We start from the raw sequence: 22,393 nt of genomic DNA, 5'->3' as shown, positions 1-22,393 counted from the left end.
CACGGCCCCAGAAAACGACGGGCGGCGCGACACCCGGGAAGGGTGCCGCGCCGCCCGCGCGTGTTCACAGAAGCATTTACTTAAGCTTCAATCAAACGTTGAAGCGGAACTCCACCACGTCCCCGTCCTGCATGACGTAGTCCTTGCCCTCCATGCGGGCCTTGCCCTTGGCGCGGGCCTCGGGGACCGAGCCGGTTTCGACCAGGTCGGCGAAGGAGATGACCTCGGCCTTGATGAAGCCCTTCTGGAAGTCGGTGTGGATCACGCCGGCCGCCTCGGGGGCCGTCGCGCCCTTCTTGATCGTCCAGGCGCGGGATTCCTTGGGGCCGGCCGTCAGGTAGGTCTGCAGGCCGAGGGTGTCGAAGCCGACGCGGGCGAGGGTGGCGAGGCCGGGCTCCTCGGCGCCGACCGACTCCAGCAGCTCCAGGGCGTCCTCCTCGTCGAGCTCGGCGAGGTCCTGCTCCAGCTTGGCGTTGAGGAAGATCGCCTCGGCCGGGGCGACCAGGGTGCGCTGCTCGGCCTTGAACGTGTCGTCGGTCAGCTCGTCCTCGTCGACGTTGAAGACGTAGAGGAACGGCTTGGTGGTGAGCAGGTGCAGGTCGTGGAGGAGCTCGGCGCGGTCCGAGCCCTGGACGATGCCCTGGGAGAAGAGCGTGTCGCCCTTCTCCAGGATCTCCTTGGCCTCCTCGACGGCCTTGACCTTGGGCGCCACGTCCTTCTTGATCCGCGACTCCTTCTGGAGGCGCGGCAGGACCTTCTCGATGGTCTGGAGGTCGGCGAGGATCAGCTCGGTGTTGATCGTCTCGATGTCGTCCTTCGGCGAGACCTTGCCGTCGACGTGCACGACGTTCTCGTCCTTGAAGGCACGGATGACCTGGCAGATCGCGTCGGACTCACGGATGTTCGCGAGGAACTTGTTGCCCAGGCCCTCGCCCTCGGAGGCGCCGCGCACGATGCCCGCGATGTCGACGAAGTCGACCGTGGCCGGGAGGATGCGCTCCGACTTGAAGATCGACGCCAGCTGGGCGAGGCGGGCGTCGGGGACGCCGACCACACCGACGTTGGGCTCGATCGTGGCGAACGGGTAGTTGGCCGCCAGCACGTCGTTCTTGGTCAGGGCGTTGAACAGGGTCGACTTGCCGACATTCGGCAGGCCGACGATTCCGATCGTGAGCGACACGTTGCGACTTCCCGTAGTGAGTGGGTGGGTGAGCCTGAGGCTGCCAGTGCCGGCGGGCCGGCCGATCCACCAGTTTACGGGGTTCCGGGCCCCGGGCCGGCGGCCGCGTCGAACACCTGGACAAGCTCTGCTCTTCGGCTTGGTTTCGGCGTGTCTGGGCCCCGATTGGGCACATTAACCGACCTAAGTTGGTCCAGTGGAGCATCACAGGACCCGACCCCGACAGCACGGCCCGCGCCGTGGCGCCCCCCGTGCGCCGCTGCCGCCGCAGGCCAGACGGGGGCCGGCGACGGCCGAGCGGCGGCCCGCTCCGGGAAGGTCCCGTCCGGTACCGGTGGCGCGGCCCGGCCGGCTCCCGAACCCACGGCTCACCGGACTCGGCGGCGGCCTCTTCTGCGGGGCCGTGATGTTCCTGCTCGGCTTCCTGGACGACCTGCTCTTCGGGGCGTCCCTGACGGTGTACGGCGTGCTGTTCCTGCCGGTGGCCGTGCTGACCGCGCTGTGGGTGCGCGGGGGCGATCTGCTGATCGCGCCCGTCGTCGTCCCGATCGCCTTCGCCGCCGGCCTGCTGACCGTCGCCGACGGCGGCGGAGGCTTTCTCGGCGGCCTGATGGGCCTGGTGACGGCCCTGTCCACCCAGGCCGGCTGGCTCTACGGCGGAACACTGATCGCCGGGGTGATCGTCCTCGTCCGCCGGGCCCGGATCCTCCGACGCCGACGCGGACGCTGACCCGACGCCGACGCGGGCGCGGGCGCGATCCGGCGTCGACACAGACGCCGATCCGACGTCAATGCGGACGCTGCCCCATCGCCGGCGCGGGCGCCGATCCGGCTACGGCACAGAGGCCCGGCAGGGACCGGTGCCGGTCTCTGACGGGCCTCCGCGTCGGTCTACTTGGCGTGGTGCGCCGCGCGCATCGCCGCGCCCACGATCCCCGCGTTGTTCTGCAGCTGTGCCGGGACGATCTCGGCCTTGACGTCCGTGAGGTACGGCAGGAACTTGTCGGCCTTGCGGCTCACCCCGCCGCCGATGATGAACAGGTCCGGGGTGAAGAGCATCTCGACGTGCGTCAGGTACCTGTCGACGCGGCGGCCCCACTGCTCCCAGCTGAGGTCGTGGTCCTCCTTGGCCTTGCTGGAGGCCTTCTTCTCCGCGTCGTGGCCGTCCAGCTCCAGGTGGCCCAGCTCGGTGTTGGGGACCAGCTCGCCGTCGACGAACAGGGCGCTGCCGATACCGGTGCCGAAGGTGAGCAGGATGACGACGCCCTTGTGGCCCCGGCCGGCGCCGAACTCCATCTCGGCCACGCCGGCCGCGTCCGCGTCGTTGACCACGGTCACCGGGAGGCCGCCGAGCCGCTCGCTGAACAGGGTGCGCGCGTCGGTGTCGATCCAGCTCTTGTCGACGTTCGCCGCCGTGCGGATGTGAGTGCCGTCGGTGATCACCCCGGGGAAGGTGAGCCCGACCGGGCCGCTCCACCCGAAGTGTTCGACGACCTGCTTGACCCCGTCGGCGACGCCGTCGGGCGTCGCCGGATGCGGGGTGAGCACCTTGCAGCGCTCCTGGGCCAGGTCGCCCTTGTCCAGGTCCACGGGAGCGCCCTTGATCCCTGAACCACCGATGTCCACGCCGAAGATCTGCATGGCTCCACGTTACGTCGTACGACTGACAGTCACGACGTGAGGCGTACGGCGGTCACACCGCCGTACGCCCGGCTCTCACGCCTCCGCGCCGGTCCCGCCGCGCTGGGCGACCAGGGTGGCCGCCTCCTCGCGCAGGTCACGGCGGAGTTCCTTGGGCAGCGAGAAGGTGATGGACTCCTCGGCCGCCTTGACGATCTCCACATCGCCGTAGCCACGCTCGGCGAGCCACTCCAGGACCTCCTCGACCAGGACCTCCGGCACGGAGGCGCCCGAGGTGACGCCGACCGTGGTGACGCCCTCCAGCCAGGCCTCGTCGATCTCGCTGGCGAAGTCGACCAGGTAGGCCGCGCGCGAGCCGGCCAGCTTGGCGACCTCGACGAGCCGCTTGGAGTTGGAGGAGTTGCGGGAGCCGACCACGATGACCAGTTCGGCCTCGGCGCCCATCTGCTTCACGGCGAGCTGACGGTTCTGCGTGGCGTAGCAGATGTCGTCGCTGGGCGGGGAGATGAGCTGCGGGAACTTCTCCTTGAGGGCGTCGACCGTCTCCATGGTCTCGTCGACGGAGAGCGTGGTCTGGGAGAGCCAGACGACCTTGGACTCGTCGCGGACCTCGACCTTGGCGACGTCGGCGGGGCCGTCGACGAGCTGGATGTGGTCGGGGGCCTCACCGGAGGTGCCGATGACCTCCTCGTGGCCCTCGTGCCCGATCAGGAGGATGTCGTAGTCCTCGTTGGCGAAGCGGACGGCTTCCTTGTGGACCTTGGTGACCAGCGGGCAGGTGGCGTCGATGGTGGCGAGGCGGCCGCGCTCGGCCTCCTGGTGGACGACGGGGGCGACGCCGTGCGCGGAGAACATCACGATGTTCCCCGGCGGGACCTCCTCGGTCCGCTCGACGAAGATCGCGCCCTTCTTCTCCAGGGTCTGCACGACGTACTTGTTGTGGACGATCTCGTGCCGGACATAGATCGGGGCCCCGTACTGCTCCAGGGCCTTCTCGACGGCGATCACGGCGCGGTCCACGCCCGCGCAGTAGCCCCGGGGGGCGGCGAGCAGGACACGGCGGCCAGGCGAAGCAGTCATGGCACCCATCGTAAGGCCGCGTCCGGGGCGCGGAGATCGCGTCCGGGTGACGGTCCCGGGGAGACCGGCCCGGTGCGCGGTACGGCGGGAGGGCGGTGCTGTCGGTCCGCGCCGTTACGCTCGCCGCATGGCTTTGAACACGTCCGCCGAAGCACCCCTGCCCGTCGGTGAGATCTCCCGGCTCATCGGCGGGTGGATCGACCGGCTCGGTGCCGTCTGGGTCGAGGGGCAGATCACCCAGCTCTCGCGGCGGCCCGGGGCCGGGGTCGTGTTCCTGACGCTGCGGGACCCGTCGCACGACATCTCGATCGCCGTCACCTGTTATCGCCAGGTGTTCGACGCCGTGGCCGACGTGGTCACCGAGGGGGCCCGGGTCGTCGTACACGCGAAGCCCGAGTGGTACGCGCCGCGTGGGCAGCTGTCGTTGCGGGCCGCCGAGATACGGCCCGTCGGGGTCGGGGAGTTGCTCGCGCGGCTGGAGATGCTCAAGAAGGCGCTGGCCGCGGAGGGGCTGTTCGCCGCCGCGCGGAAGAAGCCCTTGCCGTTTCTGCCGCAGCTGATCGGGCTGGTGTGCGGGCGGGCCTCGGCCGCCGAGCGGGACGTGCTGGAGAACGCGCGGCACCGGTGGCCGGCCGTCCGGTTCGAGGTGCGGAACGTGCCGGTGCAGGGTGTGCACGCCGTGCCGCAGGTCGTGCAGGCCGTGAAGGAGCTCGACGCGATCGAGGAGGTGGATGTGATCATCGTCGCGCGCGGGGGCGGCAGCGTGGAGGATCTGCTGCCGTTCTCCGACGAGCAGTTGGTGCGGGCGGTCTCCGAGTGCCGTACGCCCGTCGTGTCCGCCATCGGGCACGAGCCCGACACCCCGCTGCTCGACTATGTGGCCGACCTGCGCGCCTCCACCCCCACCGACGCCGCGAAGAAGGTCGTACCCGATGTGGGTGAGGAGCTCGACCGCGTGCGGATGCTGCGGGACCGGGCCCGGCGGTGCGCCGAGGCGCTGGTGGCGCGGGAGGAGCGGGGGCTGGCGCACGCGCTGGCCCGGCCGGCCATGGAGGATCCGCACCGGATGGTCGACGAGCGGGCCGATCACATCGCCTCGCTGGTCGACCGTTCGCGGCGCACCCTCGGGCATCTGCTCGACCGCGCCGACTCCGAGCTGACGCACACGCACGCGCGCGTGGTGGCCCTCTCCCCCGCCGCCACGCTGCGGCGCGGGTACGCCGTGCTGCAGAAGGACGACGGCCAGGTGGTGCGGGACCCGGGGGACGTCGGGCCGGGCGAGGCGCTGCGGGCGCGGGTCGCCGAGGGTGAGTTCACGGTGCGGGTGGACGGCTGACGCCGTGCCGTACGAGTCGATGAGAAAGGTCAGTGCATGAGCAGCAAGGCGGACGAGGCCGTCCTCTCCTACGAGCAGGCGCGGGACGAGTTGATCGAGGTCGTACGGCGGCTGGAGACCGGCGGGACGAGCCTTGAGGAGTCCCTGGCTCTCTGGGAGCGGGGCGAGGAGCTGGCCAAGGTGTGCCGGCGGTGGCTGGAGGGGGCTCGGGCCCGGCTGGACGCGGCGCTGGCCGAGGACGAGGGAGAGGCGGAAGCGGGGGAAGAGGAGGAGTAGGGGAGGGGTGGAGGGCCTGGCGGTTGTGAGGCGAATCACCACGCTCCGGTTTTCGTTGAAGGTTGAACCTTCCTCGCGTACGGTGGTGCCGTCAATCGATCCGGACCGCGGTCCGGTACGGATCCGGCACCGCATCCCGAGGAAGTTCCCGCAATGTCTCTCGTTCTTGACTCCGCCGCCCAGGACCTGCTGTTCCGCGAGGCCCGCACCGCGAACACCTTCACCGACGAGCCGGTGACCGACGAGCAGGTGCAGGCGATCTACGACCTGGTCAAGTACGGCCCGACCTCCATGAACCAGTCGCCGCTGCGCGTGGTCCTGGTCCGCTCCCCCGAGGCCCGTGAGCGCCTGGTGCAGCACATGGCCGAGGGCAACCAGAAGAAGACCGCCACCGCCCCGCTGGTCGCGATCCTGGCCGCGGACAACGAGTTCCACGAGGAGCTGCCGCAGCTCTTCCCGCACTTCCCGCAGGCCAAGGACCTCTTCTTCGGCGAGCGCTCGGCGCGTGAGGGCAGCGCCGCCCTGAACGCCGCGCTGCAGGCCGCCTACTTCATCCTCGGCGTCCGCGCCGCCGGTCTCGCCGCCGGCCCGATGACCGGACTCGACTTCGCGGGCGTCCAGAAGGAGTTCCTGGACGACGACCACACCCCGCTGATGGTCGTCAACATCGGCAAGCCGGGCGAGGACGCCTGGTTCCCGCGCTCCCCGCGCCTGGCGTACGACGACGTCGTCACGACCGTCTGAGCCACCCCGCGGACCAGCCGTCCCGCGGACATGCGAGAGGCCCCCGGCGACGGCGCCGGGGGCCTCTCGCGCTGTCTCGGGGCAGACCCGTCAGGACATCGTCAGCGCCGCCGCCATCTTCGTCAGGTCGGTGAAGGAGGCGGTGCCGGCCACCACCGTCGTGGAGCCGGGGGTGTTGTCCAGCACCAGCGCGTCGTAGCGGCCGCCGGTGTAGTGGGTCCAGGTGCGGTCGCCGATCTTCTCGGTCGTCTTCGTCGCCGTCGCACCCTGGCTGGCGTCGGTGATGAAGTCCGCGCGCTTCTGAGTGGACTGCTCGATCTGGACGTACTGACCGTCGGGGGTCTGGTAGCCGAGGTGCCAGCGGTTCCCCTCCTCGCCCTGGAAGCGGACCGAGGTGGCCTTCCAGGCGCCGGGCAGGCCCTCGGGCGCGGCGACCGGGTAGTTCGCGGCGCGTCGCGCCGTCAGCAACTCGACCCGGTAGTCGACCCTCGGAAGGTCGGGAGCGTGATCGTCGTGCGGGACGAGAAGGTAGATGAAGCCCGCCGCGAGACCGATCAGGGCCAGGGAGAGAATCATGTCCCGGACCGTCTTCTGCTTGCCGTTCGTGCCTGCCACGCCCCCTATCGTCGCAGGTGCCCCCTGCGCTCATCCGTGGGGTCCCCTGCTCATTTTGTCAGCCTGGCGATAGAGTCGACGGGAAACCCTCATCCGGCCGTCGTCGTATCAGAAAGGTGCGCTCCGATGACCGAGAATCATCATCACCTGCCGTCCGAACTCGATGTCCCCTCCGAGGCTCCCGACCGGAACCTCGCCCTGGAGCTCGTCCGCGTGACCGAGGCCGCCGCGATGGCCGCGGGGCGCTGGGTGGGCCGCGGCGACAAGAACGGCGCCGACGGTGCCGCCGTGCGCGCCATGCGGACCCTCGTCTCCACCGTGTCGATGAACGGCGTGGTCGTCATCGGCGAGGGCGAGAAGGACGAAGCGCCGATGCTCTTCAACGGGGAGCACGTCGGTGACGGCACCGGTCCCGAGGTCGACATCGCCGTCGACCCGATCGACGGGACGACGCTCACCGCGAAGGGCATGCCCAACGCGATCGCCGTGCTGGCCGCGGCCGAGCGCGGGGCCATGTTCGACCCGTCCGCCGTGTTCTACATGGACAAGCTGGTCACGGGCCCGGAGGCGGCGGACTTCGTCGACATCAACGCGCCCATCTCCGTCAACATCCGCCGGGTCGCCAAGGCGAAGCGGTCCTCGCCGGAGGGCGTGACCGTGGTCATCCTCGACCGGCCGCGGCACGAAGGGATCATCAAGGAGATCCGGGACGCCGGCGCGCGCATCAAGCTGATCTCCGACGGCGACGTCGCCGGGTCGATCTACGCGCTGCGCGAGGGCACGGGCGTCGACATGCTGCTCGGCATCGGCGGTACGCCCGAGGGCATCATCTCGGCGTGCGCGGTGAAGTGCCTGGGCGGCACGATCCAGGGCAAGCTGTGGCCCAGGGACGACGCGGAGCGGCAGCGGGCGATCGACGCCGGGCACGATCTGGACCGGGTCCTGACGACCGAGGATCTGGTCACCGGGGAGAACGTCTTCTTCGTCGCGACGGGCATCACCGACGGTGAGCTGCTGCGGGGGGTGCGGTACCGGTCGGAGACCGCGCTGACCGAGTCCATCGTGATGCGGTCGAAGTCGGGGACGGTGCGGCGGATCGACTCGGAGCACCGGCTGCGCAAGCTGCGGGCGTACAGCACGATCGATTTCGACAAGGCGAAGTAACGCCTTGGGGGCAGGGGCTGCGGAGCGTTCGCGGCTGCGGGTGCGTCGTGGCTGGTCGCGCCCATGCGGCGGTAGCCGCAAATCGACACAGCCCCGCGCCCCTTTCGGGGCGCCGGCCCCTAGGCAGGTCGAAAGGCGCCCTCTGTGCGGAGAGGGCGCCCCCTGCCAGGGGATCAACCCGCTATACGGTTCGCCGCCGCGGCTCGTGCCGCCTTCTTCAGTTCCATGTCGCGGCGCCTGCGCCTCGCCAGGACCACTCGGCGTTCCGCTGCCGTGAGGCCGCCCCAGACGCCGTAGGGCTCGGGCTGGAGGAGTGCGTGTTCGCGGCACTCGACCATCACCGGACAGCGGGCACAGACCCGCTTGGCCGCCTCCTCCCGGGACAGCCGGGCGGCGGTGGGTTCCTTGGAGGGTGCGAAGAACAGGCCTGCCTCGTCGCGCTGACACACCGCCTCGGTGTGCCAGGGTGCGTCTTGGTCCCTGTCCCGCACTGGCACCCGCTGGGCCGGAACGGCAGCTACCTGCAGGGACGAATGCGGCGGTTGCAGCACGGGTCTACTCCTGACGACGGCTTCGCGAGCGAGAGACGATGCAGCAAGGCCTACCCGCTGTGCGCGGGCCTATGCACAGCGTTCCCAACAGCCGTAGCACGGCGGCTTGTTCACGACCCCCGGGGCCACTGGGAAAGCAGTGATTCGCGACCGTCAACGGTCCAGGTGTTTGCGCAACTTCCTGTCGACCTTGTCCTGAACCCGGTCCAGGATGTCCTCGATCAGCTTCCCGCGCTTCGGCCGCGCCTCCACGTTGCCGAGGACGGCCCAGCCGTCGACGTAGACGACCGGCGCGTCGGGATCGACCGAATCCCGCGTGTCCGCCTCGAAGTTGCCCAGCACACCGCCGCCGGTGCCGCGCAGCGACACGTTCTCCGGGACGCGGATCTGGATGTCGCCGAAGACCGAGATCGCCTTGATGTAGACCTGCTGGTACTCGAAGATCGCCTCGCTGAGGTCGATCTCGACCGAGCCGAAGACCGAGTACGCGTGCAGGCGGCGGCCCGCGCGCCAGCGGCCCCGGCGGACGGCGCTGCTGAACACGGCCACCACGTTGGCGTCCGCCTCGACCGGCAGCGCGCCGGGCTCCGGCCGGGGCGGTACCGGCGTGTAGGGCGGGGCGGCACGGTGGGCGTGGGCCGCGGGCAGGTCCCGTATGAAGACCTCCAGCTCGCCCACCGTCTTGGCGCCCAGCACCCCCTCCACGCGCTCGGCGTGCTCGTCGGCGGTCAGGCGCCCCTCGGCGAGGGCCTCCCGCAGGATGTCGGCGATGCGGTCACGGTCGGCGTCCGAGGCGCGCAGCTCGGCGACCGGCGCTCCGGCGTACTCCTGAGAGGTCTGCTTCTGAAGGTCCACGGCAGCAGCGTACCGAAACGCGATAGATCGCGACTACCCCTCGTCGCGGCCTGTGGAAAACCCATACCGTCCTCGAACTGAGCCTTACCTCACAGGCTCCCCGTCAGCGGCAGGTTCTACGCTGGACAACGCCCGCCAGCGTCGGCGGGCGGCCGTCCGTCAGAGTGAGGAATGGGCTGAGATGCCTGAGTTCGCGTATACCGATCTGCTCCCCCAGGGCGAGGACACCACCCCGTACCGGCTGGTGACCTCGGAGGGTGTGTCCACCGTCGAGGGACCGGACGGGCGGACGTTCCTCAAGGTGGAGCCGGAGGCGCTGCGCAAGCTGGCCGAGGAGGCCATCCACGACATCCAGCACTACCTGCGCCCCGCCCACCTCGCCCAGCTGCGCCGCATCATCGACGACCCCGAGGCGTCGAACAACGACAAGTTCGTCGCGCTCGACCTGCTGAAGAACGCGAACATCGCGGCGGCCGGCGTGCTCCCCATGTGCCAGGACACCGGCACGGCGATCGTCATGGGCAAGCGCGGACAGAACGTGCTGACCGAGGGCGGCGACGAGGCGGCCCTCTCGAAGGGCATCTACGACGCGTACCTCAACCTCAACCTGCGCTACTCGCAGATGGCTCCGCTCACCATGTGGGAGGAGAAGAACACCGGGTCGAACCTGCCGGCCCAGATCGAGCTCTACGCCACCGACGGCGGCGCCTACAAGTTCCTCTTCATGGCGAAGGGCGGCGGCTCCGCCAACAAGTCGTTCCTCTACCAGGAGACGAAGGCCGTCCTGAACGAGGCCTCCATGATGAAGTTCCTGGAGGAGAAGATCCGTTCGCTCGGCACGGCCGCGTGCCCGCCGTACCACCTGGCGATCGTGGTCGGCGGTACGAGCGCCGAGTTCGCCCTCAAGACCGCGAAGTACGCCTCCGCGCACTACCTGGACGAGATCCCGGCCGAGGGCTCGGAGCTGGGCCACGGCTTCCGGGACAAGGACCTGGAGCAGAAGGTCTTCGAGCTGACGCAGAAGATCGGGATCGGCGCGCAGTTCGGCGGCAAGTACTTCTGCCACGACGTGCGCGTGGTGCGGCTGCCCCGGCACGGCGCGTCCTGCCCGGTCGCCATCGCCGTCTCCTGCTCCGCGGACCGGCAGGCCGTCGCGAAGATCACCGCCGAGGGCGTCTTCCTGGAGCAGCTGGAGACGGACCCGGCGCGGTTCCTGCCGGAGACCACGGACGAGCACCTCGACTCGTCCGACGAGGACGTCGTGCGCATCGACCTCAACCAGCCGATGGACGACATCCTCGCCGAGCTGACCAGGTACCCGGTCAAGACCCGGCTCTCCCTCACCGGCCCGCTGGTCGTCGCCCGTGACATCGCGCACGCCAAGATCAAGGAACGCCTCGACGCGGGCGAGGAGATGCCGCAGTACCTGAAGGACCACCCGGTGTACTACGCGGGCCCGGCGAAGACCCCCGAGGGCTACGCCTCCGGTTCCTTCGGCCCGACGACGGCCGGCCGTATGGACTCCTACGTCGAGCAGTTCCAGGCGGCGGGCGGCTCCAAGGTGATGCTCGCCAAGGGCAACCGCAGCAAGCAGGTCACCGCCGCGTGCGACACCCACGGCGGCTTCTACCTCGGCTCCATCGGCGGCCCGGCCGCCCGCCTCGCCCAGGACTGCATCAAGAAGGTCGAGGTCGTCGAGTACGAGGAGCTCGGCATGGAGGCCGTCTGGAAGATCGAGGTCGAGGACTTCCCGGCCTTCATCGTCGTCGACGACAAGGGCAACGACTTCTTCCAGGACCCGGCCCCGCAGCCGACGTTCACGAGCATTCCGGTGCGGGGGCCGGGGCTGGCGTGACCCCGTGACCTGGTGACCCTTTGACGGACGCCCGCCCCTGATTTCGGCAGGGGCGGGCGTCTTCGTGCCACCGGGGGGTCAGCGCGCGCAGAGGACCAGGTTGATCGTGTCGCCGGTGTCGACGGTCGCGGGGGTGTGCGGGTCGATCGCGACGACCGTGCCCGGCTTACAGCCCGTGACCGGCCGCTGGGTGACCGTGCCCAGGTGCGTCTGCGTCTTGTCCAGGTACGCCTTGGCCTCCTTCAGGGTCCAGCCCCAGAAGTCGATCGGGAGGGTTCCGCCGCCGTCGAAGCGGAGCAGCATGGTGGCGGGGTCGTGGTTGACGGTCTCCTTGGTGCTCGCCGGGCGGGCCGTGGAGTGGGTCGTGCTCCCGCCCATGGAGGCCAGCGCCGTGCCGCCGCCCGCCAGGATCAGCGCGGTGGCGACGGCGGCGATGCCCGCGGCCCGGCGGCGACGGGTGCGGCGCACGATGCCCGGTGCGTCGAACACCGGTGCGTCGGTGGAGTCGGCGTAGTTGTTCATGGCTGTCATCAGTTCCTTTTCGAAGTGGGTGCAGCCCGGAGGCCGCGGATCGCCGTCGTACGAGGTCATCGCATTCCTTCCGGGGGCTGCCGTACCGGTGAAGGGCCGGAGAGCGCGGGGAACTGGCTTCTGAGCTTCTCCATCGCCCGGGCCAGCTGAGAGCGGACCGTGCTCGGCGAGATGTCGAGGTCGGCCGCGATCTCGGCGTCGGAGAGGTCGTGGAAGTAGCGCAGCACCACCACCGTCCGCATCCGCATGGGCAGGCACTGGAGCGCCCTGACCAACTGGTCGCGGCTGTCGACCTGTCCGTACGCGTCGCCCGGTGCGATCCGGTCGCCGGCGTCCGGGACGGTACGGCGGAACCGGCGCCAGCGGTCGTTGGCGAGGTTGACCATGATCCGCCGTACGTACGCGTCCGGGGCGTCCGCGGCGGCGATGGTCCGCCACTTGCGGCAGACCCGCTCCAGCGTCTCCTGGACCAGGTCCTCCGCCGCGTCCCGGTTGCCCGTCAGGACCAGCGCGCCCCGGAACAGCGCGGCCGACCGGGCGGCGACGAAGCCGTCGAAGCCGGCCTCGAAGTCGGTCTCCACACGCCCCTCCCTTCCTGTCACCCGTCCTCGACGCGACCCCCGGCCGGTCTGCTGCATGTGTGTGGTGAGAGCTGGGTCACATACCCGGGTGGAGCACGCGGCGGAACAACCCCACCGTGCCGACCGCTGTACCCGGTATGAGCGACTACCGCATCGAGCACGACTCCATGGGCGAGGTCCGTGTCCCCGCCCACGCCAAGTGGCGGGCCCAGACACAGCGGGCCGTCGAGAACTTCCCCGTCTCCGGTCAGCGGATCGAGCGGGCGCACATCGAGGCGCTGGCCCGGATCAAGGGCGCGGCCGCCAAGGTGAACGCCGAGCTGGGGGTGCTCGACAAGGACGTCGCCCGGGCGATCCAGGAGGCGGCCGCTGAGGTCGCCGACGGGACGTGGGACGAGCACTTTCCCGTCGACGTGTTCCAGACGGGGTCGGGGACCTCGTCGAACATGAACACCAACGAGGTCATCGCCACGCTCGCGAGCGAGCGGCTCGGGCGGGACGTCCATCCGAACGACCACGTCAACGCGTCGCAGTCCTCGAACGACGTGTTTCCGTCGTCGATCCACATCGCCGCCACCGCCGCCGTCACCCGGGACCTGATCCCTGCGCTCGAACACCTGGCCGACTCGCTCGCCCGGAAGTCCGAGGAGTTCTCCGACGTCGTGAAGTCCGGGCGGACCCATCTCATGGACGCCACGCCCGTGACGCTCGGGCAGGAGTTCGGCGGGTACGCCGCCCAGGTGAGGTACGGGACCGAGCGGCTGCGGGCCGCCCTGCCCCGGCTGGCCGAGCTGCCGCTCGGCGGGACCGCCGTCGGCACCGGGATCAACACCCCGCCCGGGTTCTCCGCAGCCGTGATCGAGGAGGTCGCCCGTGACACCGGGCTGCCGTTCACCGAAGCGCGCGACCACTTCGAGGCGCAGGGCGCCCGGGACGGGATCGTGGAGACGAGCGGGCAACTGCGCACGATCGCGGTCGGGTTGACGAAGATCGCGAACGACCTGCGGTGGATGGCCTCGGGGCCGCGCACCGGGCTCGCCGAGATCGCGCTGCCCGACCTCCAGCCGGGGTCCTCGATCATGCCGGGCAAGGTCAACCCGGTGATCCCCGAAGCCGTGTTGATGGTGGCCGCCCAGGTCATCGGGAACGACCAGACCATCGCCGTGGCCGGCGCGGCCGGGAACTTCGAGCTCAACGTGATGCTTCCGGTCATCGCCAAGAACGTCCTGGAGTCCGTCCGGCTGCTCGCCAACGTCTCCCGGCTGCTGGCCGACCGGACCGTGGACGGGATCACCGCGAACCGGGAACGGGCGCTGGAGTACGCCGAGTCGTCGCCGTCCGTGGTCACGCCGCTCAACAAGTACATCGGGTACGAGGAGGCCGCCAAGGTGGCCAAGAAGGCGCTCGCGGAACGTAGGACGATCCGCCAGGTCGTCCTCGACGGCGGGTACGTCGAGAAGGGTGATCTGACCGTCGAGCAGCTGGACGAGGCGCTGGATGTCCTGCGGATGACACGGCCGTAACCGGGTGCGAACGTTTCGCGCCGCCCGGCCAGAACCGTGACGTCCGCCGCAGCGTCGTATGCCTACGGCACCTAATATCTGTGCATGGCAGACGGTGGAGCGATGAGACGCGTGATGCGCGGGGAAACGGGCGGCGCGACCGGGAACGGGACCTGCTTCTGGGCCCCGGGCAGCCAGATCCTGTGGCGCTACCGGGAGAACGCCGGGGACGCCTTCCACATCGCGCGCCCCGTCACCGTGGTCCGGGACGACGAGGAGTTCCTGGCGGTCTGGCTGGCACCCGGCACCGAATGCATCAAGCCAGTGCTCGCCGACGGCTCTTCGGTCGGCGAGGAGCCGCTGGAGTCCCGCTACACCAAGCCCCGGTCCGTCACCCACGGCCACTGGCGCGGCACGGGCGTGCTGAAGCTGGCGCAGCCCGGCCGGCCCTGGTCCGTGTGGCTGTTCTGGGAACCTGGCTGGCAGTTCAAGAATTGGTACATCAATCTCGAACAGCCGCTGGTCCGTTGGGACGGCGGGGTGGACTCCGAGGACCACTTCCTGGACATCTCCGTGCACCCGGACCGCAGTTGGCAGTGGCTCGACGAGGACGAGTTCGCCCAGGCCCAGCGGGACGGGCTGATGGCCGCGGAGACGGCCCAGCGGGTGCGGGCGGCGGGGCTGGCCGCGGTGGACGCCGTACGGGCCTGGGAGCGGCCGTTCTCGGACGGCTGGCAGCACTGGCGCCCGGACCCGGCCTGGGCGGTACCGTCGCTGCCGGAGGACTGGGACCGTACCCCCGCGCACGTGTCCTCATGAGACCCTTGATGCGCCCCCGGTGCACAACCGTAGGATCGTCCTCCGCAAGGACGTATCAGCAGCGCAACTCCCGGAGCATGTGCCGGGCTTGATCGAACGTCACCGAGGGGCGGCAGGACGTGAGCGAGGGGTACGAGGGCAGCACCGGTGAGCGGTGCGCGGGCCGCAGATCGTCCGCCGGTGGCACAGGAACAGCCTCCAGCCACGCCGGAATTCCGTTCCTGGGGCACGCAATCCGGGTATCGGGACTTCGGCGGGACCATCTGCGCGCGCGGCGCGCAGCCCCGGACGGACGGATTCGACACGCGTGACGGAGCACCCCACCTCCTACGAACGCCCACAGCCGGGCGTCGACCCCGCGGAGGCCCGCGGGGCGCTCCTGCGTTCCCCCCAGCCACAGGCCCAGCCGCAGGCCACGTCGCAGCCGCAAGCGCAGCCCCGTCCCTCCGGCACCACCGCCTTACCGGCACAGGCCCGCGCGGGCGAGACGCCCTCCGGTCCCGGTACCAGCACGTCCAAGGAGCACTCCGTCAACGGCCCCGAGCACGCCCAGCCCACCAGCGCTGAGCCCGATCCGCACCGGCCGCGCCCCACCCCGGAGGGCATTCCGCCCCAGCCCGGCGCCGAGCAGGAACGGGCGGTGGGCGCGCAGGAGCGCCGTTCCGGACGCGGGCTGCCGCCCGGCCGGCCGATGCCGATGCGGCGGGACGGCGACCGGCTGCGCTTCGTGGGCGCGGCGACCCGGCGGATCGCCCGGGGCATAGACCTCGACGAGATCGTGATGGGGCTGTGCCGGGCGACCGTGCCGACCTTCTCGGACGCGATCCTCGTCTATCTGCGTGACCCGCTGCCGGTCGGCGACGAACGGCCGGTCGGCCCGGTGGTGCTGCGGCTGCGCCGTACCGACCGGATCCCGGAGGAACGGGACACCGAGGGCGGCTTCCTGCCGGTGCCCGTCCCGGAGCCGGACCCGGCCGACATCGGCCTGGCCGCGCTCACCGCCGAGCTGTGCGAGGTACGGCCGGGCGGCGCCCTCAACGAGGTGCTGCGGGGCGTACGGCCGGTGTTCGCCGACTCCCCCGCCGCACGTGCCGCGCTCCCCGAACTCCTCGGCGAGGGCAACGAGTCGCTCGTCCCGGGCGCCCAGCACGCGATCCTCGCCCCGCTGCGCGGCAGGCGCCGGGTGATCGGCGCGGCCCTGTTCATTCGCCGCCCGGAGCGGCTGGCGTTCGAGGCCGACGACCTGCTGGTCGCCGCCCAGCTGGCCACGCACAGCGCGCTGGGCATCGACAAGGCGGTGCTGTACGGCCGGGAGGCCTACATCGCCGACGAGCTGCAGCGCACCATGCTGCCCGAGAACCTGCCGACCGCGACGGGTGTACGGCTCGCGTCGCGCTATCTGCCGGCCGCGGAGACCGCGCGCGTGGGCGGCGACTGGTACGACGCGATTCCGCTGCCGGGGAGCCGGGTGGCGCTGGTCGTGGGCGACGTGATGGGCCACTCGATGACGTCGGCGGCCATCATGGGGCAGCTGCGGACCACCGCGCAGACGCTGGCCGGGCTCGACCTGCCTCCGCAGGAGGTGCTGCACCATCTCGACGAGCAGGCCCAGCGCCTCGGCAGCGACCGGATGGCGACCTGCCTGTACGCCGTCTACGACCCGGTGTCGCACCGCATCACCATCGCCAACGCCGGGCATCCGCCGCCGGTGCTGCTGCACCTGGGCGGCCGCGCCGAGGTGCTGCGGGTGCCGGCCGGCGCGCCGATCGGGGTGGGCGGGGTCGACTTCGAGGCGGTGGAGCTGGACGCGCCGGCCGGGGCGACGCTGCTGCTGTACACCGACGGGCTGGTGGAGTCCCGGCTGCGGGACGTGTGGACCGGTATAGAGCAGCTGCGGGAGAAGCTCGCCGCGACCGCGCAGCTGACCGGGCCGGATCATCCGCCGCCGCTCGAAGCGCTGTGCGACGAGGTGCTCGACATGCTCGGGCCCGGTGACCGCGACGACGACATCGCGCTGCTCGCCGCCCGCTTCGACGGGATCGCGCCGAGCGATGTGGCGTACTGGTTCCTGGAGCCGGAGGACGCGGCGCCGGGGCGGGCGCGGCGGCTGGCGCGCAGGGCCCTGGCGCGCTGGGGACTCGAGGAACTGAGCGATTCGGTCGAGCTGTTGGTCAGCGAGGTCGTCACCAACGCGGTGCGGTACGCGTCGCGGCCGGTGACGTTGCGGTTGCTGCGGACGGATGTGCTGCGGTGCGAGGTCGGGGACGACGTGCCCCAGCTGCCGCGGCTGCGGCAGGCGCGGGCCACGGACGAGGGCGGCCGGGGGCTGTATCTCGTCAACAGACTGGCCAGACGGTGGGGAGCGACCCGGCTCAGCACCGGGAAGGTCGTCTGGTTCGAGTTGAACAGATAGCCGTACGACGACGGAGCCCCGCGCCCCTCAGGGGGGCGCGGGGCTCTCGCGTTATTGACCGTTCCCCGGATCCAGCGGGTTGTCGGTGGTGTCGCCCGTCGGGGTCGACGTGTCCGGTGTCGTCGGTGGGGTGGTCGTCGGCGTCGATGACGTCGGCGGGGCCGAGGTCGGCGACTTCGTCGGGGTCTGGGACGGGGTCGCGGACTTCGTCGGGGTCTGGGACGGCGTCTGCGACGGGGACTGCGACGGGGACGCGCTCTGGGTCGGGGTCTCCGAGGGCTGGACGGCCGCGCCCAGGTCGGTCTCCAGGTCGAACTTCACCTTCTTGGTGACGCCGAAGGTGTAGGCCGCCCAGATCTGCGCCGGGTAACCGCCACCGTTGATACGGCCGGTGCCGGGGATGAGGCCCGTGGCGCCGGTCAGCGAGACCTGGTTGTGGGTCTTGGCGTCCTCGCCGAACAGGCCGACCGAGGTCACCAGGTCGGGCGTGTAGCCGGTGAACCAGGCCGACTTGTTGCCGTCGGACGTACCCGTCTTGCCGGCCACCTGCTGGCCCTTGCGCAGCGGGTTCTGGGCCACCGACACCTTGGCCGTACCGTCGTCGACCACGCCGGTCAGTACCGAGCTCACCTGGTCGGCCGCGGCGCGGCTGATGACCTGTTCGCCGATCGGATCGGGAATGTCGATCTTGCGGCCGCTCTTCTCAGCCGACGCGATGAGCGTCGGGGTGACCTTCTGGCCGTGGTTGTCGAGGGTGGCGTACACCCCGGCCATCTCCAGCGGGCTCGCGCCCATGGTGCCCAGGGTCATCGCGGGCACCGCCTGGAGGCTGCTGGTGTCCAGGCCGAGGTCGTCGGCGGTCTTCAGCACGTTCTTCATGCCGACGTCCACGCCCATCTGCGCGAACACCGAGTTGACGGACTTGTTCATCGCCGTCTGCACGGTGATGTTGCCGTAGTCCGCGTCGTCCTCGTTCGGCGGCGCGAAGGCGATGTCGCTGCCCTTGACCGCACGGCCGCTGGTGCCGTCGTAGACCGTGTTGGCGTTGATCGCCTTGCCGTCCTGCGTCTGCGCGCTCTGGTCGACCGCGGCGGCCAGGATGATCGGCTTGAAGGTGGACGCCGGCTGGTAGTCGGCACGGGTGGCGTTGTCCGTGTAGTGCTTGTAGTAGTCGACGCCGCCGTAGAGGGCGACGATCTTGCCGGTCTTGGGGTCGACCGAGACGGCGCCGGCCTGGACGTTGTTGTCGACCTTGCGCTTCTTGCCGTCGAGCTTGCTGGTGAGCTGGCTCTTGACGGCCGCCTCCAGCTTGGTCTGCTTCTTCGGGTCGATGTTCAGGGTGATCGTCCAGCCCTGGTCGACGACCTTGGCCTCCGCGTCGGACCGGGAGATGCCCTCCGACTTCATCAGCTGGTTCTCCAGCTGGGTGTTGGCCAGTTCGACCAGGTAGCCCTTCTGGCCCTCCAGACCGGAGGCGGCCTTCGGCGCCTTGGGGATCGGGAACGTCATGGCGTCACGCTTGGTCTTGTCCAGCCAGCCCTGGCCGACCATGTTGTTCAGGACGTAGTTCCAGCGTTCCTGCACCAGCTTCTTGCCGATGGGGCCCGCCACCGCCCAGTCGTACTGGCTCGGTGCCTGGAGCAGCGCGGCCAGGTAGGCGCCCTGCTGGACCGTGAGTTTGTCGGCGTCGACGCGGTAGTAGGCCTGGGCGGCGGCCTGGATGCCGTAGGCGCCGCGGCCGTAGTAGCTGGTGTTGATGTAGCCGGCGAGGATGTAGTCCTTGGACTTCTCGCGGTCCACCTTGAGCGAGATGACCAGTTCCTTCAGCTTGCGCGTGGCGGTCTGGTCCTGGTCGAGGTAGTAGTTCTTGACGTACTGCTGGGTGATCGTCGAACCGCCCTGGGTACCGCGGCCCATCGCCGTGTTGTAGAGGCCGCGGGCCATGCCCCTCAGGTCGATGCCGTTGTCGTTGTAGAAGGTCTTGTTCTCCGCCGCGACGAAGGTGTGCTGGACGTCCTTCGGCACCTTGGAGAGGTCCACGATCTCGCGGTTGACGGTGCCCTTGCGGGCCAGGACCGAGCCGTCGCTGTACTTGTAGACGTTGCTCTGCGTCTGGGCGAGGGCGTTGGCCGCCGGGATGCTCACCGACATGTACAGCGCGATGAAGGCGCCGATGCCCAGCAGACAGACGGCGAAGAAGGCGCCGAGCATCTTCTTCCAGGTGAACAGCCTGCGTATCCGGCCCTTGGCGGGCTTCCCGTCCTTGCCGGACTTACCGGCATTGCCGGCATTGCCGGGCTTCCCCTTCGCGGCAGCCTTGCGGCGCTCCGCGCGGGTGGCGCCCTCGGCGGCCGGCGACTCGACCGCCGTCGCGGTCCCGCCCGCCGCCGACGGCGTCTCCGGCGCAGCCTGCTGCGGCGAGCGGTGCCCGGGCGCGGCACGGCGGCCACCGCGCTGTCGAGCTCTTCTCTCGTCCGCTCGTCCCATGAGTCCGTCCGCTCCGCTTCATCTCGGCTGTCACACGTGTGTACGGGTGTCACACAAGTACGTGGCTCAGGTCAGTCCAGAAAGCTAACACCGCTCTCTATGACAAAGGACGCACGATCTGTCCTTTTTCGGACGTGACAATCAGCACCCCGCTCAACGGAACCGACGACTGGGAACGGCGTAGGGTTGCCCGGTGCGATAAAGTGATATCACTTAGATAGAGTCAAGCTAGGTACGAATCAGCTTCAAGGGGGACCCATGTCCGTTCACGACTCCTCGGCGACCGCCGACATACCCGAGATGCCGGCCCCGCGCGTACGGGAGTTCACGGCGCACAGCATCGGCGGCGGACTCGCCCTGCTGCTCGGACTCCTCGGACTCGCGGCCTCCGTCGCGCTGTTCGTGGCGAGCTCCACCGTGAACCCCGCCTTCGCCGTCGGCGGCGTCCTGGTCTTCCTCGCCGCCGTCATCGCGATGCGCGGCCTGAACACGGTCGCCCCGGGCGAGGCCCGGGTCGTCCAGCTCTTCGGGCGCTACCGGGGCACGATCCGCCAGGACGGGCTGCGCTGGGTCAACCCCTTCACCTCGCGGACGAGGATCTCCACCCGGGTCCGCAACCACGAGACCGCCGTCCTCAAGGTCAACGACGCGTACGGCAACCCGATCGAGCTCGCCGCGGTCGTGGTGTGGAAGGTCCGGGACACCGCGCAGGCCGTCTTCGAGGTCGACGACTACACGGAGTTCGTGGCGACCCAGACCGAGACCGCCGTACGGCACATCGCCATCGAGTACCCGTACGACGCCCACGACGAGGCCGGGCTCTCACTGCGCGGCAACGCCGAGGAAATCACCGAGAAGCTGGCCGTCGAGCTCCAGGCGCGGGTCGAGGCGGCCGGAGTGCGGATCATCGAGTCGCGCTTCACGCATCTGGCATACGCTCCGGAGATCGCCTCGGCGATGCTCCAGCGGCAGCAGGCCGGTGCGGTGGTGGCCGCGCGGCGCCAGATCGTCGACGGAGCGGTGGGCATGGTGGAGGCGGCGCTCGCGCGGATCGCCGAGCAGGGCATTGTTGAACTGGACGAGGAGCGCAAGGCGGCGATGGTGTCCAACCTGATGGTGGTGCTGTGCGGGGACCGGGCGCCGCAGCCGGTGCTCAACACCGGGACGCTCTACCAGTGACGGACTCGCCCTCGCCCGAGGAGGCACCACGGCGCCGGCCGCAGCAGCGCAAGCAGGTGCTGCTGCGGCTCGACCCGTCGGTGTACGAGGCGCTGGCGCGGTGGGCCGGGGACGAACTGCGGTCGGCCAACGCGCAGATCGAGTTCCTGCTGCGGCGCGCGCTGGCGGAAGCGGGGCGCCTCCCCGGCGAGGCAGGTCCTCTGCCGCGCCGGGGGCGGCCACCGGGGGGCTCCGCCCCGGGCTGAGAGCGGGGCCCGGAGCGTTGTCAGGTGCGGGCCGGTGGGGGCTGGTCGCGCAGTTCCCCGCGCCCCTGGGGGCCCGAAGCGGTGCCGCCCTCGACAGCTCCCGCACATCCGCCACCCGGCCCACGTGCCGCAGCTTGTCCGGGTTGCGTCGGCGCGGTCGTCCAGCGCAGCCAGGTGTCCTGGACCGCGTCCTCGGCCTCGCTGACGCTGCGCAGGATGCGGTACGAGATCGCGAACAGCAGCGGGCGCAGCTCCTCGAACTCCTCCGCCGGGCTCATGCCAGCTCCTCCTCGAAGCCCTGCCGCCAGGACGGGTACCGCAGCTCCCAGCCGAGCTCCCGCTTGGCCTTGGCGTTGGAGAAGCCACGGCCCTGGGTCATGATCACCACGGCCTGTTCGCCGGCCAGCAGCCGGGCCAGCCAGACCGGCACCCGCAGCGGCCGCCTCGCCCCGGCGCACGCGGCGAGATGGGGCAGCCAGTCGGCGGCCGGCGCCGGTTCGTCGTCGACGATGTTGAACACGCCCCGCGCCTTCTGCTCGACGGCCAGCACGGTGGCGCCCGCCGCGTCGTCGAGGTGGATCCAGCTGCTGTGGCCGGTGGCCCGGCCGACCAGCGGGTACTGGCGTCTGCGGACCAGCTGGACCTGGTCGTCGATGGCTCCCGCGCCGTAGAACGCGCCGTAGCGCAGGGCCGCGCCGCCCGCGGCGAGCACCGCGTCCTCCAGGTGGCGCAGGGCCAGCATGCCGCCGTGTGCGGGCGTGCCCGCCATCAGGTCCAGCGGGTCCTCCTCCGTCTTCACCCAGCCGCCCTCGCGGGCGCCGTTCCAGCTGGCGTGGCTCTGCGCGACGACATGGGGGACGCCGGCCGCCTCGGCGGCGGCCAGCAGATGGTCCGTGCCCTCGGTGCGCAGCCGGTTGGTGAGGGCGAACCAGCGGTCGGGATGCTTGATGTCGGGCTTGCCGGCGTGCGCCGCGGAGATCGCCGTCAGCTGGTGCACGATCACGTCCGGGCGGGCCTCGGCCACCGCGGCGCCGACCGACAGCGCGTCCAGGCCGTCCATGACGACGCCCTCCGCGCCCAGTTGCCTCAGCAGCCCCAGCTTGGCCGCGCTGGTAGTCGTGGCCGTCACCCGGTGCCCCCGCGCCACCAGCCGCGGCACCAGCCGCCGCCCCAGAACCCCACTGCCGCCTGCCACGAACACCCGCACGGCCATCACCTTCCCGGTCCGCGAAACCCGCTTCCGGATCAGAGACGAATCAGGCCCGCGCTCCTGTGACATCGCGCTGTCGCACAACCGTGACAATCGCCTCCCACGTGCGCGTTCACACACCCCGCGATG

General features: G+C 70.5%; 21 protein-coding genes and 1 pseudogene. 11 read left to right on the top strand and 11 right to left on the bottom strand.

Annotated elements, in window-relative coordinates; translation table 11 throughout:
* Positions 1-91 precede the first annotated feature (91 nt).
* Positions 92-1,180, bottom strand: coding sequence for a redox-regulated ATPase YchF (gene ychF / locus AB0D85_RS03385; protein ID WP_362312885.1), 1,089 nt, complete (start codon positions 1,178-1,180; stop codon positions 92-94).
* A gap of 196 nt (positions 1,181-1,376) precedes the next feature.
* On the opposite strand from ychF, the gene AB0D85_RS03380 reads away from it, so the two are divergent.
* Positions 1,377-1,910: a DUF6542 domain-containing protein gene (locus AB0D85_RS03380; RefSeq protein ID WP_362312883.1), complete on the top strand. Its 534-nt coding sequence runs from the start codon at positions 1,377-1,379 to the stop codon at positions 1,908-1,910.
* 161 nt (positions 1,911-2,071) lie between these two features.
* Here AB0D85_RS03380 and ppgK read toward each other — a convergent pair whose 3' ends face one another.
* Together ppgK and AB0D85_RS03370 are read right to left on the bottom strand one after the other, a co-directional pair.
* Positions 2,072-2,821: a polyphosphate--glucose phosphotransferase gene (ppgK, locus tag AB0D85_RS03375; protein ID WP_362312882.1), complete on the bottom strand. Its 750-nt coding sequence runs from the start codon at positions 2,819-2,821 to the stop codon at positions 2,072-2,074.
* Between the two features lie 75 nt (positions 2,822-2,896).
* The gene (locus AB0D85_RS03370; RefSeq protein WP_362312880.1) at positions 2,897-3,910 is read right to left on the bottom strand and encodes a 4-hydroxy-3-methylbut-2-enyl diphosphate reductase; all 1,014 of its coding nucleotides are present in this window, start codon (positions 3,908-3,910) and stop codon (positions 2,897-2,899) included.
* A gap of 118 nt (positions 3,911-4,028) precedes the next feature.
* Between AB0D85_RS03370 and xseA the strand changes: the two genes are divergently transcribed.
* From xseA to AB0D85_RS03355, 3 genes are all read left to right on the top strand, one after another.
* The gene (gene xseA / locus AB0D85_RS03365; protein WP_362312879.1) at positions 4,029-5,237 is read left to right on the top strand and encodes an exodeoxyribonuclease VII large subunit; all 1,209 of its coding nucleotides are present in this window, start codon (positions 4,029-4,031) and stop codon (positions 5,235-5,237) included.
* 36 nt (positions 5,238-5,273) lie between these two features.
* Complete coding sequence (locus AB0D85_RS03360) at positions 5,274-5,513, top strand: exodeoxyribonuclease VII small subunit (protein ID WP_362312878.1); 240 nt, start codon at positions 5,274-5,276, stop codon at positions 5,511-5,513.
* Between the two features lie 153 nt (positions 5,514-5,666).
* The gene (locus tag AB0D85_RS03355) at positions 5,667-6,257 is read left to right on the top strand and encodes a malonic semialdehyde reductase (RefSeq protein WP_362312876.1); all 591 of its coding nucleotides are present in this window, start codon (positions 5,667-5,669) and stop codon (positions 6,255-6,257) included.
* 90 nt (positions 6,258-6,347) lie between these two features.
* Here the strand turns inward: AB0D85_RS03355 and AB0D85_RS03350 are convergent, their stop codons facing one another.
* Positions 6,348-6,872 carry a DUF4245 domain-containing protein gene (locus AB0D85_RS03350; RefSeq protein WP_362312874.1) on the bottom strand — a complete coding sequence of 175 codons (525 nt, stop codon included), beginning with the start codon at positions 6,870-6,872 and terminating at the stop codon, positions 6,348-6,350.
* A gap of 126 nt (positions 6,873-6,998) precedes the next feature.
* On the opposite strand from AB0D85_RS03350, the gene glpX reads away from it, so the two are divergent.
* Positions 6,999-8,036: a class II fructose-bisphosphatase gene (gene glpX / locus AB0D85_RS03345; protein ID WP_362312872.1), complete on the top strand. Its 1,038-nt coding sequence runs from the start codon at positions 6,999-7,001 to the stop codon at positions 8,034-8,036.
* 173 nt (positions 8,037-8,209) lie between these two features.
* On the opposite strand, the gene AB0D85_RS03340 is transcribed toward glpX, so the two are convergent.
* Complete coding sequence (locus tag AB0D85_RS03340) at positions 8,210-8,587, bottom strand: WhiB family transcriptional regulator (protein ID WP_362312870.1); 378 nt, start codon at positions 8,585-8,587, stop codon at positions 8,210-8,212.
* Between the two features lie 153 nt (positions 8,588-8,740).
* Positions 8,741-9,442, bottom strand: coding sequence for a DUF1707 domain-containing protein (locus AB0D85_RS03335; RefSeq protein WP_362312868.1), 702 nt, complete (start codon positions 9,440-9,442; stop codon positions 8,741-8,743).
* A gap of 181 nt (positions 9,443-9,623) precedes the next feature.
* On the opposite strand from AB0D85_RS03335, the gene AB0D85_RS03330 reads away from it, so the two are divergent.
* Entirely contained in the window at positions 9,624-11,297 is a 1,674-nt protein-coding gene (locus AB0D85_RS03330) for a fumarate hydratase (protein WP_362312866.1), read from the top strand.
* A 78-nt stretch (positions 11,298-11,375) separates the two neighbouring features.
* On the opposite strand, the gene AB0D85_RS03325 is transcribed toward AB0D85_RS03330, so the two are convergent.
* Positions 11,376-11,888: a hypothetical protein gene (locus tag AB0D85_RS03325; protein WP_362312865.1), complete on the bottom strand. Its 513-nt coding sequence runs from the start codon at positions 11,886-11,888 to the stop codon at positions 11,376-11,378.
* Complete coding sequence (locus tag AB0D85_RS03320; protein ID WP_362312863.1) at positions 11,885-12,409, bottom strand: SigE family RNA polymerase sigma factor; 525 nt, start codon at positions 12,407-12,409, stop codon at positions 11,885-11,887. The genes AB0D85_RS03325 and AB0D85_RS03320 overlap by 4 nt, the downstream gene beginning before the upstream one ends.
* A 137-nt stretch (positions 12,410-12,546) precedes the next feature.
* On the opposite strand from AB0D85_RS03320, the gene AB0D85_RS03315 reads away from it, so the two are divergent.
* From AB0D85_RS03315 to AB0D85_RS03305, 3 genes are all read left to right on the top strand, one after another.
* Complete coding sequence (locus tag AB0D85_RS03315) at positions 12,547-13,932, top strand: class II fumarate hydratase (protein WP_362312861.1); 1,386 nt, start codon at positions 12,547-12,549, stop codon at positions 13,930-13,932.
* Between the two features lie 84 nt (positions 13,933-14,016).
* On the top strand, positions 14,017-14,730 hold the full coding sequence (locus AB0D85_RS03310) for a DUF402 domain-containing protein (RefSeq protein ID WP_362312859.1): 714 nt from the start codon (positions 14,017-14,019) through the stop codon (positions 14,728-14,730).
* 307 nt (positions 14,731-15,037) lie between these two features.
* Positions 15,038-17,143 (top strand): SpoIIE family protein phosphatase, encoded by a 2,106-nt coding sequence (locus AB0D85_RS03305; RefSeq protein ID WP_362312857.1) that lies wholly within the window; start codon positions 15,038-15,040, stop codon positions 17,141-17,143.
* 51 nt (positions 17,144-17,194) lie between these two features.
* Here the strand turns inward: AB0D85_RS03305 and AB0D85_RS03300 are convergent, their stop codons facing one another.
* Entirely contained in the window at positions 17,195-19,630 is a 2,436-nt protein-coding gene (locus AB0D85_RS03300; protein ID WP_362312855.1) for a transglycosylase domain-containing protein, read from the bottom strand.
* Positions 19,631-19,888: 258 nt separating this feature from the next.
* Here AB0D85_RS03300 and AB0D85_RS03295 point away from each other — a divergent pair, with 258 nt between their 5' ends.
* Together AB0D85_RS03295 and AB0D85_RS03290 are read left to right on the top strand one after the other, a co-directional pair.
* On the top strand, positions 19,889-20,809 hold the full coding sequence (locus AB0D85_RS03295; RefSeq protein WP_362312853.1) for an SPFH domain-containing protein: 921 nt from the start codon (positions 19,889-19,891) through the stop codon (positions 20,807-20,809).
* Positions 20,806-21,054, top strand: coding sequence for a hypothetical protein (locus AB0D85_RS03290; RefSeq protein WP_362312851.1), 249 nt, complete (start codon positions 20,806-20,808; stop codon positions 21,052-21,054). The genes AB0D85_RS03295 and AB0D85_RS03290 overlap by 4 nt, the downstream gene beginning before the upstream one ends.
* A 140-nt stretch (positions 21,055-21,194) precedes the next feature.
* On the opposite strand, the pseudogene AB0D85_RS03285 reads toward AB0D85_RS03290, so the two are convergent.
* Both AB0D85_RS03285 and AB0D85_RS03280 read right to left on the bottom strand, forming a co-directional pair.
* Positions 21,195-21,332 (bottom strand): annotated as a pseudogene (locus tag AB0D85_RS03285) (sigma factor); the annotation flags it as partial.
* Entirely contained in the window at positions 21,329-22,267 is a 939-nt protein-coding gene (locus tag AB0D85_RS03280) for an NAD(P)-dependent oxidoreductase (protein ID WP_362312849.1), read from the bottom strand. The gene AB0D85_RS03280 and the pseudogene AB0D85_RS03285, both read right to left, overlap by 4 nt.
* Positions 22,268-22,393: the final 126 nt, after the last annotated feature.

This window comes from Streptomyces sp. NPDC048277, from assembly GCF_040652235.1.
In the GTDB taxonomy this organism is placed as follows: Bacteria; Actinomycetota; Actinomycetes; order Streptomycetales; family Streptomycetaceae; genus Streptomyces.
This window is presented reverse-complemented; position numbering and strand designations above follow the sequence as displayed.